The sequence below is a fragment of the Plesiomonas sp. PI-19 genome (genome assembly GCF_021368255.1).
In the GTDB taxonomy this organism is placed as follows: Bacteria; Pseudomonadota; Gammaproteobacteria; order Enterobacterales; family CAMTGL01; genus Plesiomonas; species Plesiomonas shigelloides.
Genome location: NZ_JAJNMQ010000002.1, coordinates 62,898 through 81,696, shown reverse-complemented (window position 1 = coordinate 81,696; position 18,799 = coordinate 62,898). Strand labels below are relative to the sequence as shown.

Below are 18,799 nucleotides of genomic sequence, written 5' to 3'. Positions count from 1 at the left end.
CAAATTAGCGCTAAGTCACCACATTAACCGCTCAAGGAAGAGGATGTTATCCCAATCACAGTTTGTACATCTGCCGCCGGCTTTTGATGAATAGCGATTGCGCGATGAAGCTTTACTCCATACCATGAATAAAACTCCGATATAAACTTAACTTATGAAGTTTTACTTCATGGAGCACAGAAAGATGGAAAAACTCTCCGGACTGATTGCCGCCCCGCATACCCCTTTTGATGCCAACGGCAACGTAAATTTCGATAGCATCGACAAAATTGCCGCTCACCTGATTCGTGACGGTGTACGTGGTGCCTACATCTGCGGCACCACCGGCGAAGGGATCCATTGTTCGGTTGCCGAGCGTAAAGCCATCGCCGAACGTTGGGTGAGCGCGGCGCAAGGTCAACTGAAGCTGATTATCCATACTGGCGCACTCAGCATTGTCGACACCTTGGAGTTGACTCGCCACGCAGAAACTCTCGATATTTTCGCGACCTCAGTCATTGGCCCTTGCTTCTTCAAGCCTGGCTCACTGGATGACTTGGTCACCTACTGTGCCACTGTGGCCGCCGCGGCGCCGTCGAAAGGTTTCTACTACTATCACTCCGGCATGTCAGGCGTGAACTTCGATATGGAGCAATTCCTGATCAAAGCCGATGCCCGTATTCCAAACCTGTCCGGCCTCAAGTTTAACAGCCCAGATTTGTACGAATACCAACGTTGCCTACGTGCATGCGGCGGCAAATTTGATATTCCATTCGGGGTAGACGAGCACTTACCGGGCGCATTAGCGGTCGGCGCCACCAGCGCAGTGGGCAGTACCTATAACTACGCAGCTCCTCACTTCCTGCAAATTATCGCTGATTACCAAAAAGGTAACCACGAAGCAGTTTATGCGGGGATGAACAGCGTGATCGAACTGATCCGAGTCTTGGTCGAGTTCGGTGGTGTTGCCGCCGGTAAAGCGGCGATGGCGCTGCATGACATCGATGCTGGTGACCCACGTCTGCCACTGCGTGCATTGACCGCGCAACAAAAAGACATTGTGGTCGACAGAATGCGTAACGCAGGTTTCTTGGTTAAGCGCTAAGTGATTTGCTGCTTGATTAAAAAAATCCCGGCATTGCCGGGATTTTTTATTTATGCGTTATCATATCAAACGAAGTAAAACGCAACGCACTAGAAAGTCACTTCCACTTCTACACCATCTACCCAGCGAGCGCGGTCTAACGGTTTATCAAACGCTAAGCGAACTTTTAAATAGGCTGGTTGGCCTTCAAAAGGACGCTGCAATTCAGTCGGTAACTTATTCACCGTTTCCGTCGGTCCCGATACTGTCGCAGAATACACTTTACCGTCGGGATAGGTCACTTTAGCTTTTGTGCCTAATTGACTGTACTCCAAATATTTCGGTTTTAAGAACGCGACCACTTCCGGTTGGGTATTCGTTGTCATCGTGAGCAATGGCGCACCCGCACTGACTGTCTCACCTTTTTTAACGAAGATATCTAAAATACGCCCATCAAAAGGGGCTTTGGCCGTCAAACGTTCTTTTTCTGCCTGCTTGACCACCAACTCTTTCATTAAGGCGCGGTGGGCTTGTGCCACCGGTCCAGCTAATTGCATCTGGCGTAAATCGCGCTGAGAATCTTCATACGCCACTTTCTGGCTACTTAATTGACTATTTAAGCTGTTATTGATATTAACGATCGCCGTATAATCCACATCAGAAACTTGTCCCTTTGCACGATAAAAATCGTATTTGCGCTGAGCGCTTTCCGCTTTTTTAACACTTTGCTCAGTATTAGCAATGGCCTGCTGATACAATACGTCAGTATTAGTATCATTATGATAGGTCAATGTCGCTAACTGCTCGTGAATAAAGTTTATCTCTTTATTTAAAACCTGATTATCTAACAAAATAAGGTCTTGCCCTTTCGAGACTGCGCTCCCTATTTTTACATCGATTGACAACACGGCACTCGTTTGTGGTGCAGTCAATGTAATCGGGTTTGACGTTACAATCGCGGGCGCGGTAATCAAAAACTGCGAACGGAAAAGATAATATGCCATCAATACAACAGGACTGATGACGATAGCTAAGATTATATACCACCGCATCCGATATCCGCCGCGCTTCGGCGCACCATATTGAACCTTAACGCCATTTTCAGCTTGTGGGTTATTTTGTTTATCCAAGTGAAAATTAACTTTCATTTTAGAATTTCTTCCCTTTTTTCAACACCCACCATGGAGCCATACTTGACTCTTCATGGCTGCGCCGAACAATTTCATTTATCATGGCAAACGCTGTTACCATTCGCATTAAAAACTGATAGATAGGATAAGCAAAGATCCACTTCGCCATACGCAGATCTGATAGTTTTCTCTCTGAGATAAGACCAATATAGGCAACAAAAAGTAATAGCGAAAAGACTAAGTAGACAAAGTAAAGTAACATAAACAATGCAAAAACAAACTTGATAGGATAGCTAATAATAATGAAAGAAGTAAAAACAATAACCAAGAATGGCAATAACACATTTTGCATTATTCCATAAACAAGAATAAAGATAAAATTCCCCCATCCTAACAAAGATGGTGACAATCCTTTATTATGTTTACGTAAATAGAGAAAAAGTAAATCTCCATCCCACCGCAATCGCTGTAATATAAGCCCTTTCAGCGTATCTGGCACATCAGTATGCCCTATTGCATGTGTTGCAAACGTCAGTTTATGCTTTGGATAACGTCGTTTATACTGTTTTAAACGCATCGTCAAATCGAGATCTTCTGCGGTATGAGTATCCCATCCACCAACCCGAGACAACACCTGTTTCCTAAAAGCGCCAAATGCACCAGAAATATTATTGAGCACCCCCCAATTCGCCATGCCGGTCTTACCCGCTTGCATTGAAAGCATATACTCCAGAGCCTGCATTTTAGTCAGAATATTTTTATCATGATTCCTGACACGTAATGCACCTCCACTGGCAATAACATTGGCAGAAGAAAACTCGCTGACCATGGTCATCACCATATCATTATCAAACGAAGTATCACCATCGACATTCATGATAATGTCACCGGTGGCAACCGAAAGTCCGGCATTGAGAGTTGATACTCGGCCACCACGTTGCCACTTTGGCACGACTCTTACTTTTCTGTTTTTAAGGCCTTTGTATTTTCTCTCTCCGTGTAATGCTGCAAGATATGTAGCCTTATTCTGCACAGCGCCATCCACAACGGCTAAGATTTCAATGTTCCCTGGGTACAACTGCTCCGCTAAAGTATCTATGGTAACGCCTATCGCGTCACCCTCGCCGTAACAAGTAATCACAATACTTACAGAAGGGTATTGATTGACTGTATGTTGTGGCTGATTGTAAGCCCATCTAAAAATCCCAGTAAAAACCAAGAGATAAAGAGGCAACTCTACAACTATCACTCCTGGGAAGAGAAGCATCCATAAAATATGGTTACTTAATAACATCCCAACAAAATGATGTAGTAACATCCAGCTATCATGAAGCATAAACTTCACCAATAATTTTTTCGATCCACATATCTATTCCATCATTAAGAGATGGTTCTGGTAGCCCCCAAGCAAATACATTTAACTCAAAACGATCATCTTCAATGAGCCCACTTAATTGTGTTAGTTTTTGTTTTAATGCTGGTAAACTTGCTTCTGGTGTTTTTGGCATTAACACTAATAAGATGTCCTGCCGATATTGACAACATATATCTGTATCGCGAAGCATACCACTTAATCTAAGTGTAATTTGCTCAATAAGAGAAAAGAGTTTATTTTCACCATATTGTTGATTGTATTGTTTAAAGGATGGTAAGTGTAAAGCTAACAACAAATGTGAATCTTTATGACGTAAAGCGACTTTGTTTACCCACAACACCAGATTTTTAAAAAAGCCAACGTCCACTTTACCTTTAATTGATAATTCTGGAGCATGAGAAGTTTTACCATGTTGATAAATATACTCACCTTGCTCACCTAACATAAACTTATAGATCTTTCTTACTATTAACTTATCTGGAGAAGTTTTTGTTGAGCATGTCAGGCATTGACAAACAGTTTGTGCCTCAACAAAATGATGAGAGCAGCTATTACAGGTATAATTTTCAAGTGGCCGATCATAATCAACACCTATATGTCGTAACTGCGTAAAACACTTTGGACACTCTAGCTTTCCCCTGCGTAAAAAATGCTGTTGATCACCCACATAGCCACATGTAAAACAATGCAATGAGCTTTGCGTATCAATATCAATATCATTACAGCTAGGACATACCTCAACATAATTAAGATGGCCGCCATGACAATGAGTACAAACTCTTATTCTGTCGACTAAATTATCAGTTTCGAGAATCCCTCGCTTACTTTCTGCTAGTACATAGTTATAGGCTGATTGCAAATCAGGATAAAAACACTCAATAATCGGATAAGAATAAAGTGACGATGTACGAACATTTTTTAGTGGCAAAACACTGCGCTTGCGATTTACTCCTAGCCAACCAACCAATGGGCTAAGCAAGTTCGCATCTGATATCGTTCTAAATTTTACTTTGACTTCTTGCCATAATCGAAACGCAGACTCTTCTTCAAAGATATCATCAGCAACACATGCTGAAAATTCCGTCTTTTTTGTGGTAAAAATACACCAAGACCAACGATAAGGCTTACTTAAAAACAATTTTAATGCATGTTGCAACTCATCTTCATCATCAAAATCAAAGCAAACAGCACCAGCTGCACCATCAGGAATATCATTAACCGACTGGATATGATTTACATCAGAAAACGCAAACAGGTAGGGATTAGCTCCGCCAACCCAATAGAAGCAATCATTCAAAGAAGACATCCCTAAACTCTCAAATAAAATTATGTTGCTTTAAAAATCCATATATTGTGTCGGGTATTGCGAGATTACACAACACATCGTCATTATTGATTCGAAAACCATAAACTAATAGCCACCATGGCACAAATCGTCACAACAAAATGATTTATAAGGATATTATATATAGACTGCAGACATCCTGATGGAGCAGTCACCGCTTAGGTGAAGCTAAGATGAAACACTTTGCTACAAAAAACAAGTGCTTCTATGATGAATTTTATTGAAGCTTATTCTTTATTTACTAACCGTCATCCATGTAGCACGAAATTCATGTATGAATAATGTTTAATCTAAATCGAAGAAAAGACCCAGAGCCATTTAGATGATTTCTGGGTCTATACTTTTAGCCGTAGTTCTTTAGAAATTAATCCGGTAACTGATCCCGCCATTCACTTCACCGGCACCAAAACCCACATCGCGATAACCAGAGTACAATGTGATCTTCTGGTTTTTATCCAGCGTATAGGAGTAATTGGCTTCCAACTCTGGTAACACTTTAGCGACCTTTGCAATCTGATACTGGGTTGCTAAGCCACCAAAGCCATCCAGCACGGTCGCATTACCTGTACTGTTATTGGTATGCAGGTTTTTACGCAAACCCAACGTCATACCCATGCTATTTTTATCGTCAATCTGATACTGGTTATCAACGCCAATGTGCAGAGTCGAAACGCGGCTACGTTGATTGCTAAACGCGGCTAAAAACGCTCCATCACCCGTTTCTTGATAGCCATTCCATTTAGTATCGTTGTAGTTCAATGCCACAAATGGCGTCACCTGATAACGGCTATTAGGTTGGAAGGTATAACCACCACGTACCTGATAGTTCAATGAGCGGGCGCGAGTTTTACCATAACCCCACTCTTTATCAGCACCATTGTAATAGGCGCGATCAATATCCACTGGCGCATTTAAGACACTGATGCCAGCGTAACCTTTCCATCCCAGATCCGTATCGTTGCCGTAGCCGACAAAGGCAGTGAAGATCGGTGCCGTTTGCTCAATCTTAGTGCCAATATCGTTCTTGATATGGCTGTGTAACTCTGTTACCGATAGCCCCGCGCGGCCATGTTCTTGCAGCTGCTTGGCGATGGTAATAGTTGCTGAAGGGTTAGTGTATTCGCCGATATCATCATTGCGATTTCGCACGTCTGCATTAACTTTCACGCACATTCCGTTAGGTCCAAAGGTCGCACAATCGGCATTATCGGCCGCTTGCACAGTCGCTTGGCGCTGTAACTCCATGCTTTGCTGCACATACGATAACGATTGATTCACCTGATCCACGTTAACAATACCACTGCCACCGTCTGGCTTAGGTTCATCCGGTTTAACGCTCGGAGGTTGTGGTTTTGGCTCATCTGGCTTCACAGTCGGCGGTTCCGGCTTTGGCTCTTCTGGCTTTACAATAGGTGGTTCTGGCTTTGGTTCATCTGGTTTCACAATCGGTGGTTCTTTAATGGTGACAACCCGAGCAACATAGCCGCTGCCATCCGCCAATTGCCCTGCAATGGTGGCACCATCTGAAGACATGGCATTCACACTACTCGCTATCATTGTGCCAGCATCCACATGAGCATCAGTCAACCACTGATTGACTGAGCGCATGCCAACGCCTTCTTTCCAGATAAATCCCAACCGTTTACCATCATCGGTAGAACTACTCCCTGATATCACAGTTCCAAGACGACTGATACCAATCGTCTGGCTGCTACCTTGATTATCTTTACCTAGTGTACCTAAGTCATGAATCTGATTATCAGTATCCCAATACACCGCCCTAAGAGTAGTTGGGCTAGTTTCTGCAGTGCCGATCACTCGACCTGTATCACTCAGTCCATTTGCAGTGGTAGAGTGATCTCGACTTAGACTGGGTAATAGCTCAACACCACCTTTATCTGTCCAGCGAAAGGCATGTTTAATATCTGATGATCCAATATTGGTTTTACCAACAATCATCGTACCATTGCCATTTACGGCACTCGCGGATGAGTAATCACCAGGCATATTAAGCGCATGCACTTTATTATCATGCTTAGTCCAATACACCGCTGATTCTAGATTACTGTCAGTAGTAGCATGACCAACGATAATATTACCATCACGGCTTATATCAAATGCAGCAGAGCTTGCATGTTCATTACTGGATAAGTTATCTAGCAGATGAATGTTATATTGATTATCCCAATACACTGCACGCCCACCGCCCGTTTCTCGGCTAAGGTAGCCAACGATACTTTGATGATCACCGCTAATAGAACGTGCTGCACTTAACCCACTGTATCCACTATATTTTGGCAGGCTAATCATTCCCTTTTTACTATCCCATACCGTTGCCACCACATCAGTTGAAGGCGCATACATACTGGGTGCCGAAAATCCTAGTGCGGTATTGCCACTATCAGATAATGCTAAAACATTGGATTGGCCAAACGCTCCAGCCACCACGATCCCATCTTCATTCAATATATCGTATATATTCTCTGTTTTTGAATTAGCATGCACTGCTTGTGATGCCAACAATATTGATGAAATAAAGGTCGCACATATTTTCTTTTTAAAAATCATACTAATTTCTGTCTGATAAAATATGCGCCACGTGACCACATGACACGCTAAGTCACATAGAGCACATTAAGTTAAAATAGAGAAAATTGATTTTATAAAAGCAATTGAATTTGCTTAGGGGGCGGATAATAGCGACGCTTTATGGAGATCCTATAATAGTTATTACCGATTTATATAATAAGTAATGGCTATCAAAATCAGATGAAACAGGATGTGAAAACAAGAGGTGGAATAGTAAAATTTTCACTTATTTAGAAAATAAGCATTTCTATTCCAGAAGAGAAAGCACAAAAGGATAAACTTTTTTTAGTATATCAGAACCAAAACAATCATCAATATTTATATGACAATTAATCTTAGTCCTGATATCTCGTCAATTAAGAAAGGTAACAAAATGGGATTATTTCTTCTTGGCAAGAAATTACCCATTAAAATCCGTCAATAAGGATATAAAACACGTGTCTATTCAAATCCCTCTCACTCTTACACAATCTTGACGCCCGTTGGCATCACTCGCTCAGGGGTGAGTAATACGCTTTCTGACTCATCATCGGTTTCGGCGCACAGCAGCATGCACTCTGAGGTTTCGCCACGCATCTTGGCTTTTTCTAAATTGCATAACACCACCACCTGCTTACCGAGCAACTCTTCTTCGGTGTAATACGGCACCAAACTGGTGACAGTCTGTAAACGCTCAGCGCCAACCTCGATTTGCACAATATAGAGCTTGTCGGCATTGGCATGGCGTTTCACCTCCACGATCTTACCGGTACGGATCTCCAGTTTGGCAAAATCAGCATACTTAACACGTTCCATTTTCAGCTCTCCACATTTCATTATTCGGTTTTTGATTGGCTAGTTATCCGCAGCCCTTAGCGTTGATTTATACAAACGTAAAGGCATAGGTCGTGCATGATGAGTATTCCTGATCGGCAGATAAGATACCGTTATCACGGCCCCACTGCGGGCGATTTGGCGCATCGGGCAGATACTGCGTTTCCAAAGCCACACCAGCAAAATCGGCATAATGGCCACCGCGCCGATCGGGCGTTCCACCTAACCAATTTCCGGTATACAGCTGCAGCGCCGGTTTATCGGTTAATACTGACATCTGCACCCGGCCATCCGCGCTAATTAGCTGGGCAACCGGCTGACGTTTGTCACGCGAAGGAGCAAAGATAAAGCTGTGATCATAACCACGCACCTGTTGCTGCTGCAGGTCGCGCAGGAAATCCTCATAAATGCATTTGCGCTGGGTAAAATCAAAACCGGTCTGCCGCACATCGGCAAAATCCCCGAGCGGAATGCCATCGGCGCTGGTCGGTAAAAACTGCTCCGCGGCAATATAAAGATGATGAGCTCGAGCATCCGCACCTTGCGTTTCCACGCTCGGCACATCAGCCCCCTGCAAATTAAAATAGGCGTGGTTGGTCAGGTTCAGTGGCGTCGCCTGATCCGTGCGCGCTCGGTAGCGCAAAACCACCTGATTATCCGCGGTGAGCGTGTAAGTCACTGACACTTGCACATTGCCAGGGAAACCTTGATCGCCATCCGGTGAATACAGGGAAAACGTTACGCTATCAGCGCTCTGCGCTTCAATCTCCCAACGACGACGATCAAACCCCTCACGCCCTCCGTGCAAACAATGCTTGCCTTGGTTGAGACTCAGCTGGATGTCGCGCCCAGCCAGATGGAGCTTTCCTCCGGCAATCCGGTTTGCATAACGACCGACTGTTGCGCCCATGTAGGCCTGCTGGCACAAAAAATCCGGCATGCTGCTTTGGCCAAGTAACAGCTCGCGCGAGCCACTTCCGGCCAGCGGCACACGGCAACTGAGCCAGGTGGCACCGATATCCATCACCACCACCTGCATGCCGTTGGTATTGCGCAAGGTGATAACGGTGGCCGGACGCCCATCGGGAGCCGGATCGCGCGTCATGCTCAGGCGCAAATCCGGTAACCCTGACGCATTGCCAGTGTGATGTTGTGAACCTTTATCCACTGTGCGCTCCTCAGTGACGGGCCATAACACCGGCCCCATCGCAGGCCTCACAGACATAAATATCCGCTTGCAGACCGGTCGCGGCGCTGTAACGCTCCTCTACGCGACGGGTTACTGCCTCCACCAACGTCGGAGGAACCAGTGCGACCACACAACCACCGAAACCGCCACCGGTCATACGCACTCCGCCTTGCTCGCCGATTACGTCTTTGATCATCTCAACCAGCAGATCGATTTCCGGCACGGTGATAGCAAAATCATCGCGCATTGAGGCATGCGACTGCGCCATCAATTCGGCCATCGCGCCCACATCACCCCGACGTAGCGCCGCGGCGGCATCTAAGGTGCGCTGATTTTCGGTGATCACATGGCGTGCTCGGCGTGCTACCACCGGATCCAGCTCATGCTCACGCGCGGTAAATTGCGCTAGAGTCACGTCGCGCAAGGCCGGTACGCCGAAAATTTCCGCTGCCTGTTCACACTGGCGACGGCGCGTGTTGTATTCACTATCCACCAGCCCACGCTTTTTGTTTGAGTTGATTATCATCACCCGCAGGGTCGACGGCATCGCTACCGCGTCGGTTTCCAGTGTCCGGCAATCCAACAGCAGCGCGTGGCCAGCTTGCCCTTCAGCCGAGATCATTTGATCCATGATGCCGCAGTTACAACCGACAAACTGGTTTTCCGCCTGCTGACCGTTCAAGGCGATTTCAGCTTGGCTTATTTCCAAACCGTACAGCACTTTAAACGTCTGTCCGATCACCACTTCCAACGCCGCTGATGAGCTTAATCCCGCGCCTTGCGGCACATTGCCACTGACCGCCAGATCCACGCCACCAAACTGATAGCCACGCTCACGCAAACACGTCACCACACCACGAATATAGTTAGCCCACATTTTCTCCGGTAAAAACGCCGGCGCGCAGGTAGCATCAAACTCATCCTGAGCGTTGTGATAATCCACCGCAATTACGCGCACCAGATTGTCATCACGGCGCGCGGCGGCAACCACCGTCTGATAATTAATGGCACACGGCAGCACGAAACCATCGTTATAGTCGGTATGTTCGCCGATGAGGTTTACTCGCCCTGGCGCTTGGATTACATGGGTCGGCGCGTAGCCTAAGATCTCGGTAAACGCGGCGGTGACTTTCTGCGTTAATTCTGACATCAGTGGTCTCTTCCTATTTTTCAGTTGTTGGCGAACAACACGCGTGTGTTATCGGCACATCATCATCCTTGCGCGCTGTCTTTATAGTGAATATCACTGACATCGCGTAAACGCTGAGCAGCTTGCTCTGGGGTAATATCGCGCTGCGTTTCCGCCAGCATTTCATAGCCGACCATAAATTTGCGCACCGATGCGCTACGCAGCAGTGGCGGATAGAACAATGCATGCAACTGCCAATGCGCGGTGTCACGGCCATCGGTAAAAAACGGTGCGTAATGCCAGCCCATGGAGTACGGGAATGCACAGTGGAATAAGTTATCGTAGCGGCTGGTTAGCTGTTTCAATGCCAACGCTAAATCGCTACGCTGCGCCGCGCTTAAATCACTCATGCGGCGCGCCGACGCTTTCGGTAGCAGCATGGTCTCAAATGGCCACGCCGCCCAGTACGGCACTAACGCCACCCAATGCTCGGTTTCCGTAACAATTCGCGCCCCATCGCGCAGCTCGGCGGCCACATAATCGAGCAATAAATTGCTGCCATATTGCTGGTAATACGCTTCTAAATGCTGATCTTTACGTGCAATTTCATTGGGCAGAAAACTGTTCGCCCAGATTTGGCCATGCGGATGGGGCTGCGAGCAGCCCATGGTTTCGCCTTTATTCTCAAACGCCTGCACCCACAGATAGGTTTTCCCCAACTCTTCAATTTGGGCATTCCATGTCTCAATCACACCTTCAATCTGCGGCAAGGATAATTCCGGTAGAGTTTTACTGTGATCGGGGGAAAAGCAGATCACTCGGCTCAGTCCGCGCACCCCTTGGGTTTGAAACAGCGGGTTATCTTGCGCGCTAATCTGCGGCGTATCGGTTTTCAACGCCGCAAAATCATTACTGAATACATAGGTGCCCGCGTAATCAGGATTCACATCGCCGGAAATACGCGTATTGGTCGGGCACAAGAAGCACTTGGGTTCATAACTTGGTAGCGCCTGTACGGCAGGGGCTTCGTCTTGTCCGCTCCACGGGCGCTGCGCGCGATGCGGGGAAACCAAGACCCACTGGCCGGTCAGTGGGTTATAACGGCGATGTGGATCGTTAGCCGGATCCAACCCAGCGACAAACGCCGCAGAGGTAACTTGCATAGGGTTTCTCCTGTCATGCCGCCCTACCCGCGCGAATAGCGTCATTGGGCGGGTGGCAGAGCACTGTGGATACCTCGATAGCCAGCGTTTTGCTTACCCTCGCGATCCTCAGTCTGGTTCATGTGATTGATGACCAGATTAACAACCCCTCTATTTGGGTTCCGTGATCAAAATGGCAAAGGTAAAATTTTACTAAAACATTATTTAATTCAGTAAATGCCATGCTAGTGTGATCTATGACACGTGAAAAACCGAGTCGGATATAAATTGTCTGTTTTACTAAAAATGAATGCATATTTTGCGGCATAATTTACAATGCCGTTAACGACTGCCTTTGCGAGCTGTTTACGTGCTTTTTTACGCGCTGTTTTACATGCAGTGCTGCGCCACCACACTAAAGCACACAGCCAAGCTACGCCGCCAAATGGCAAACACGAGATAGCGACAGAGATAACAACATGGCCACGTTAAAAGATATTGCAACGGAAGCAGGAGTATCGCTGGCAACCGTCTCGCGCGTACTCAATGACGACCCTTCCTTAAGCGTTAAGGAAGAAACCAAACACCGCATTTTGGAGATTGCCGAAAAGCTGGAGTACAAAACCAGCAGCGCCAAAAAAGCCCATGTGGCGGCGATCCCCGAGCACCACATTCTGGCGCTGTATAACTACCGCCAAGATGCCGAAATCAATGACCCCTACTACCTATCGATTCGCCATGGCATTGAAACCCAATGCGAAAAACTGGGTTTGCAGCTGACCAACAGCTACGAAAGTGGGATAGATCCAGAGCTAAAGAAGGTTACGGGGATCTTGCTGGTGGGTAAAACCAGCCACACGGTTATCCAGCGGGCGGCGCAGTTAACTGACAATATCTGCTGTTTGGATTTTCACGATGATAAGTCTAGCTATGATTCGGTCGACATTGATTTGGCCAAAATCAGCAAGGAAGTGATTGATTTTTATATCAGTCAGGGAATTGACCGCATTGGCTTTATCGGCGGACAAGATGCCCCCGGCCGTGCCGATATTCGCGAAATGGCCTTTGCCGAATACGGTCAGCTAAAAGGCGTGGTGCGTGACAGCGATATCTATCGCGGTGACTTTTCCAGTGCCTCCGGCTACCACCTAGCCCGTGAGATGCTGAGTCATTCCCAGCGGCCACAAGCCTTGTTTATTGCCTCTGACTCTATCGCGATCGGCGTACTGCGCGCGTTGCTGGAACACGGGTTGCAGATCCCGCACGATATCTCGCTGATTAGCGTAAATGATATTCCAACCGCCCGCTTTACCTATCCACCGCTTTCCACGGTGCGTATCCACTCCGAAATGATGGGGATACAAGGGGTCAACATGTTGGTGGAAAAAGCGCGCGATGGCCGCGCTCTGCCACTGCAAGTGTATGTTCCAACGAAGCTGAAGTTACGCGGCACCACACGCTAACGGCGCCACTGTCGAACATCAGCAACGCGCAAAAAACCACATGCCTATTGCGCTGCGCGCCTCCTCGCAAGCAGCGCAGATATCACAGCAAGCATCGCCATTTCCCACTCCACACGTCCTTTTCGCCAGCTTATCTTCTCCCCCCTCTTCCCTACCGTTTTTACCCCTTCAATACGTGGATAATTTTTATCCCGATCACAGCCCATGTTCAAAATCTCACCGTTTTCGTGATCGCGTTTAAGTAAAACAACTTTTACTGATTTTATTTAGTAAATTTTTACTAATATGTTTTCAAGAATCCGTACCCGCTTTTACGAATGACATCGGTAAGTGGCCCTAAGTAGCAACGCGAAATGGCCATGCCGAGAGGAGAATAAAACGTGAACAATTGGGAAAACATCCACCGTCTGCATGAGAACCGGATGGCTCCGCGGGCCTACTTCTTTGGCTATGACTGCCCTGAAAAAGCGCAGACGTTCCAGCGCGAACTCAGCCATCGCTTTATGCTGCTCAGCGGCCAATGGTCTTTCCACTATTTCAGCAATCCACTGCTGGTGCCGGATGAGTTTTATTCCGCGCCGATGCGCGATTGGGGCCACATCACCGTGCCAAACATGTGGCAGATGGAAGGCCACGGCGACCTGCAATACACCGACGAAGGGTTCCCGTTCCCAATTGATGTGCCGTTTGTGCCGACCGATAACCCAACCGGCGCTTACCAGCGCACCTTCACGCTGGGCGAAGGCTGGAACAACCAACAAACCATCTTGAAATTCGATGGCGTCGAAACCTATTTTGAAATCTACATCAACGGCCAGTATGCTGGCTTTAGCAAAGGCAGCCGCCTGACTGCCGAATTTGATATCTCTGCGCTGGTGCAGCAAGGTGAAAACCTGTTGTCAGTTCGCGTGATGCAATGGGCGGATTCCACCTACATCGAAGACCAAGACATGTGGTGGACCGCCGGCATTTTCCGTGACGTGTATCTGGTGGGTAAAGAGCCGGTGCATGTGCAAGACTTTACCGTGCGCACCGACTTTGCTTCTGATTACCAGAGCGCCACCCTCTCCTGCCATGTTGAGCTGGAAAACCTGCAAACCACCGTCGCGCAAGGCTATAGCCTGGGTTATGCCCTGTATGATGGCGCACAAATTATCGCCGAAGGCTGCTGCGATAACCTGAATATCGACCAGCGCGCCCGCACCACGTTTGCTATCGATGTATTCAATCCGATAGCGTGGAGCGCGGAAAACCCGTACCTGTATCGCCTGATGCTGACGCTGCGCGATGCGCATGGCCAGACAGTGGAAGTGATCCCGCAGCGCGTGGGCTTTCGTGATATCAAGGTGCGCGATGGCCTGTTCTACATCAACAATCACTACGTGATGTTGCACGGGGTGAATCGCCACGATAACGATCACCTCAAAGGTCGCGCCGTGGGCATGGATCGCGTCGAAAAAGACCTGATCCTGATGAAGCAGCACAATATCAACTCGGTACGCACCGCGCACTACCCGAACGATCCGCGTTTTTACGAGCTGTGCGATATCTACGGTCTGTTTGTGATGGCCGAAACCGATGTTGAAACCCACGGCTTTGCCAACGTCGGTGATCTGAGCCGTATCACCGATGATCCAGAGTGGGAAGCGATGTTCGTTGATCGCGCCGTGCGTCATGTGCATGCGCAGAAAAATCACCCTTCCATCATCATGTGGTCATTGGGTAACGAGTCCGGTTATGGCTGTAATATCCGCGCCATGTACCACGCCACCAAAGCGTTGGATGACACCCGTTTGGTGCACTACGAAGAAGATCGTGACGCCGAAGTGGTCGATGTGATCTCCACCATGTACTCGCGCGCCCAGCTGATGAATCACTTCGGCGAGCATCCGCATGCTAAGCCTCGCATTATCTGCGAATACGCCCACGCGATGGGTAATGGCCCCGGCGGCTTAACCGAATACCAAAATGTGTTCTATCGTCACAAACACATCCAAGGTCACTATGTGTGGGAATGGTGCGATCACGGCATCTTCGCCCGTGATGAACAAGGTAACGCCTTCTACAAATACGGTGGCGACTTCGGTGATTACCCGAATAACTACAACTTCTGTATGGATGGCCTGATCTACCCCGATCAAACTCCAAGCCCAGGCCTGAAAGAGTACAAGCAAGTGATTGCGCCGGTGAAAATCCGCGCATTAGATGCCAGCAATGGCCAGTTTGTGGTGAGCAACAAGTTCTGGTTCTCCACGCTGGATGACTACACCATCACCGCCGAAGTGCGCGCTGAAGGGGAAACGCTCGCCACCCAGCAGTTCAAAGTGATCGGCCTGCCTGCAGACTCCGAACGCGAAGTGCAACTGACGCTGCCGGCGTTGGATGAGCGGGAAACCTTTATCAACTTCACGGTACGTAAAGATTCACGCACGCCATACTGCGCCGCCAATCACGACATCGCGGTCTATCAATTTAACCTCAAGGCCAATACCGCTTGTGCGCCGCTGTACATCAACCACAACGCGATCGCCTTGCAGCGCAGCGAAGATCGCCTGTCACACACCATCAGCGGACATAACTTCTGCCTGCGTTTTTCCAAGGTCAACGGCAAGCTGACCTCGTGGCAGGTGAACGGTAAAGAGCTGATCCAGTCAGCACCTAAGCTGAATTTCTTCAAACCGATGATCGATAACCACAAGCAAGAGCATCAAGGTCTGTGGGAGCCTGCGCACTTGCCTATCATGCAAGAGCACTTCCGCCAGATGGACGTGAGCGAGTGTGGTGAGGTCATCAATATCACCACCACCAGCATCATCGCACCACCGGTGTTTGATTTTGGCATGCGCTGCACCTATCGCTACCAGATCAATGCCCAAGGCCAACTGAATGTGGCGTTAAGCGGCGAACGTTATGGCGACTACCCACACGTCATCCCAGTGATTGGTTTGGATTTAGGCATTCACGCTGACTTTGACCAAGTGACCTACTATGGCCGCGGCCCAGAAGAGAACTATCAAGACAGCTGCCAAGCCAACCTGATTGATGTGTACCACACCACCGTGGCTGACATGTTCGAGAACTACCCGTTCCCGCAAAACAACGGCAACCGTCAGAACACCCGTTGGGCAGCGCTCACTGACCGCCATGGCAGTGGTTTGCTGGTTAAACCGCAGCAAGAAATCAACTTCAGCGCGTGGTTCTACACCAACCAGAACCTGCATCAGGCCCAGCACACCAACGAGCTGGAAAAGAGCGGATACATCACCCTGAATCTGGACCATCAAGTGATGGGCTTGGGCTCTAACTCGTGGGGCAGCGAAGTGCTCGACTCTTATCGCGTGTACATGGACCGCTTTGCCTACGGCCTGACCCTGATGCCGTTACAAGCCGGTGATTGCAGCGCCACGGCGCTGGCCAAGCATCAGTTTGCTACCGATTTCTTCGCCACTCCATCCGAGTCCACCCCATCCGAGAATGAGGCGTAATTCATGATCGTGTTAGAGAGTTTGGAACAGTTCCAACAAGTCTACCGCAACGGCCGCAAATGGAACCGCTGCGTAGAAGCCATCAATAACATCGGCAACATTCAAGATGGCGTGATGCACTCCATCGGCGACTCGCTGGTGTACATGGTGCAAGACGGTGTCATCCCAGCGCAGTGCTTTGAAGGCAATCGCCGCTACTTCGATGTGCACTACTACTTAGCCGGTCGTGAGCAGGTGGAGTTTGCACCTAAAGCTAACCTGACAGTGCTGGAAGCCTACCGCGACGAGACTGATCGTGAATTTCTACACGGCCAAGGCGAAACCCGCGAGCTGCGCGAAGGGCAAGTCGCCATCTATGACAACAGCTGTGCTTATCGCTGCGTAAGCGGCGAACAGGTGCGCAAAGTGGTGCTGAAAGTCACCATTGAAGACGGTTACTTCCTGAATAAGTAACAACCCGATGCTTTGTCACTGCTAACACCGAAACAAAAAAGCCGAAAGGTGCAGGACTGTCCCTACCCTGCCACCTGCCCTTTCGGCCCACAATAAAACACAATCCTGGAGATGGATGATGTCTGATACCAAACGGAATACGATAGGTAAGTTCGGGTTACTGTCGCTCACCTTTGCGGCGGTCTTCAGCTTTAACAATGTCATCAACAACAACATCGAAATCGGTCTGGCTTCCGCGCCGATGTTCTTTCTGGCTACCATTTTTTACTTTATTCCGTTTTGCTTGATCATCGCGGAATTCGTGTCATTGAATAAAAACTCCGAAGCCGGTGTGTACGCGTGGGTGAAAAGTTCGCTCGGCGGTCGTTGGGCCTTCATTTCGGCCTACACCTACTGGTTCGTGAACCTGTTCTTCTTCACCTCACTGTTACCGCGCGTAATCGCCTACGCCTCGTATGCGTTTTTGGGCTACGAATACATCCTCACACCGCTGGCAACCACCGGTCTGAGCATGATTTTGTTCGCCTTTGCCACCTATGTGTCGACCAATGGCGCTAAGATGCTGGGCCCTATCACCTCAGTGACCTCCTCCCTGATGCTGCTGCTGACGATGTCCTACATTCTGTTAGCGGGCGCGGCGTTAATCGGTGGCGTACAGCCGGCTGACCCGATTACCGTTGATGCCATGATCCCGGATTTCAGCTGGGCGTTTTTGGGTATTACCACTTGGATCTTTATGGCTGCGGGTGGCGCGGAATCGGTTGCGGTATATGTGAATGACGTGAAAGGCGGTTCTAAGTCTTTCGTGAAAGTGATCATCATTGCCGGTATCTTCATCGGCGCGCTGTACTCCATCGCCTCTTTGCTGATTAACGTATTTGTGCCAAGTGATACCCTGAAATACACCGGCGGCTCTGTGCAAGTGTTCGAAGGTCTGGCGTCTTACTTTGGTCTACCTGCGGTATTGATGAACCGTTTTGTCGGTCTGGTATCCTTCACCGCCATGTTCGGCTCACTGCTGATGTGGACCGCGACCCCAGTGAAAATCTTCTTCTCTGAAATCCCTGAAGGCATTTTTGGTAAGAAGACCGTTGAGCTGAACGAAAATGGCGTACCGGCACGCGCAGCGTGGATCCAATACCTGATTGTGCTGCCACTGATGCTGATCCCAACCATGGGCTCAAACACCGCGCAAGATCTGATGAACACCGTGATCAACATGACCGCTGCGGCCTCCATGCTGCCGCCGCTGTTCATCATGCTGGCATACCTGAACCTGCGCTTGAAACTGGATCACCTGCCACGTGACTTCAAAATGGGCTCACGTACCACCGGTATTGCAGTAGTTTCAGTACTGATGATGATTTTTGCGGTGGGCTTCTTGGCGTCCACCTTCCCAACCGGCGCGGACATCATGACCATCATCTTCTACAACGTAGGCGGGATTGTGATTTTCTTGGGCTTTGCTTGGTGGAAATACAACAAATACGAAGCCTCACTGACAGAGGAAGCGCGAGCCAAAGAAGCGCAGCCAACCACTCAGGTTTCTACCCAAGCCTCGTAATGCAACAGAAAATGGCGTAAAAGCCAGCGCTAATACCAATCCGAAACTCGTTAAGAGTT

At 48.4% G+C, this 18,799-nt stretch carries 13 protein-coding genes; 5 read left to right on the top strand and 8 right to left on the bottom strand.

Features of this window, described 5'->3' with window-relative positions:
- Window positions 1-184 precede the first annotated feature (184 nt).
- Complete coding sequence (locus LQ901_RS15330; RefSeq protein ID WP_010863244.1) at window positions 185-1,084, top strand: dihydrodipicolinate synthase family protein; 900 nt, start codon at window positions 185-187, stop codon at window positions 1,082-1,084.
- Window positions 1,085-1,173: 89 nt separating this feature from the next.
- Here LQ901_RS15330 and LQ901_RS15325 read toward each other — a convergent pair whose 3' ends face one another.
- The 8 genes from LQ901_RS15325 to LQ901_RS15290 form a co-directional block, all read right to left on the bottom strand.
- The gene (locus tag LQ901_RS15325) at window positions 1,174-2,211 is read right to left on the bottom strand and encodes an HlyD family secretion protein (protein ID WP_152135330.1); all 1,038 of its coding nucleotides are present in this window, start codon (window positions 2,209-2,211) and stop codon (window positions 1,174-1,176) included.
- Between the two features lies 1 nt (window position 2,212).
- Window positions 2,213-3,511: a glycosyltransferase gene (locus LQ901_RS15320; protein WP_233672411.1), complete on the bottom strand. Its 1,299-nt coding sequence runs from the start codon at window positions 3,509-3,511 to the stop codon at window positions 2,213-2,215.
- Between the two features lie 7 nt (window positions 3,512-3,518).
- Window positions 3,519-4,874 (bottom strand): diguanylate cyclase domain-containing protein, encoded by a 1,356-nt coding sequence (locus LQ901_RS15315; RefSeq protein WP_152135329.1) that lies wholly within the window; start codon window positions 4,872-4,874, stop codon window positions 3,519-3,521.
- 396 nt (window positions 4,875-5,270) lie between these two features.
- On the bottom strand, window positions 5,271-7,481 hold the full coding sequence (locus LQ901_RS15310; RefSeq protein ID WP_152135328.1) for an autotransporter domain-containing protein: 2,211 nt from the start codon (window positions 7,479-7,481) through the stop codon (window positions 5,271-5,273).
- Window positions 7,482-7,964: 483 nt separating this feature from the next.
- Window positions 7,965-8,297 (bottom strand): tRNA-binding protein, encoded by a 333-nt coding sequence (locus LQ901_RS15305; protein WP_010863249.1) that lies wholly within the window; start codon window positions 8,295-8,297, stop codon window positions 7,965-7,967.
- A gap of 67 nt (window positions 8,298-8,364) precedes the next feature.
- Entirely contained in the window at window positions 8,365-9,420 is a 1,056-nt protein-coding gene (gene galM, locus LQ901_RS15300; RefSeq protein WP_255698592.1) for a galactose-1-epimerase, read from the bottom strand.
- A gap of 73 nt (window positions 9,421-9,493) precedes the next feature.
- Entirely contained in the window at window positions 9,494-10,654 is a 1,161-nt protein-coding gene (gene galK / locus LQ901_RS15295) for a galactokinase (RefSeq protein WP_233672409.1), read from the bottom strand.
- Window positions 10,655-10,716: 62 nt separating this feature from the next.
- Window positions 10,717-11,796: a UDP-glucose--hexose-1-phosphate uridylyltransferase gene (locus tag LQ901_RS15290; RefSeq protein ID WP_233672408.1), complete on the bottom strand. Its 1,080-nt coding sequence runs from the start codon at window positions 11,794-11,796 to the stop codon at window positions 10,717-10,719.
- Between the two features lie 458 nt (window positions 11,797-12,254).
- Between LQ901_RS15290 and ebgR the strand changes: the two genes are divergently transcribed.
- The 4 genes from ebgR (at window position 12,255) to LQ901_RS15270 (ending at window position 18,740) form a co-directional block, all read left to right on the top strand.
- A complete protein-coding gene (ebgR, locus tag LQ901_RS15285) occupies window positions 12,255-13,238 on the top strand; it encodes a transcriptional regulator EbgR (protein WP_233672407.1) in 984 nt (327 codons plus the stop codon).
- Between the two features lie 380 nt (window positions 13,239-13,618).
- Entirely contained in the window at window positions 13,619-16,723 is a 3,105-nt protein-coding gene (gene ebgA, locus LQ901_RS15280; RefSeq protein WP_233672406.1) for a beta-galactosidase subunit alpha, read from the top strand.
- A gap of 3 nt (window positions 16,724-16,726) precedes the next feature.
- Complete coding sequence (locus LQ901_RS15275) at window positions 16,727-17,176, top strand: beta-galactosidase subunit beta (RefSeq protein ID WP_152135323.1); 450 nt, start codon at window positions 16,727-16,729, stop codon at window positions 17,174-17,176.
- Window positions 17,177-17,294: 118 nt separating this feature from the next.
- Window positions 17,295-18,740, top strand: a complete 1,446-nt coding sequence (locus LQ901_RS15270) for an amino acid permease (protein WP_010863256.1) — start codon at window positions 17,295-17,297, stop codon at window positions 18,738-18,740.
- Window positions 18,741-18,799 lie beyond the last annotated feature (59 nt).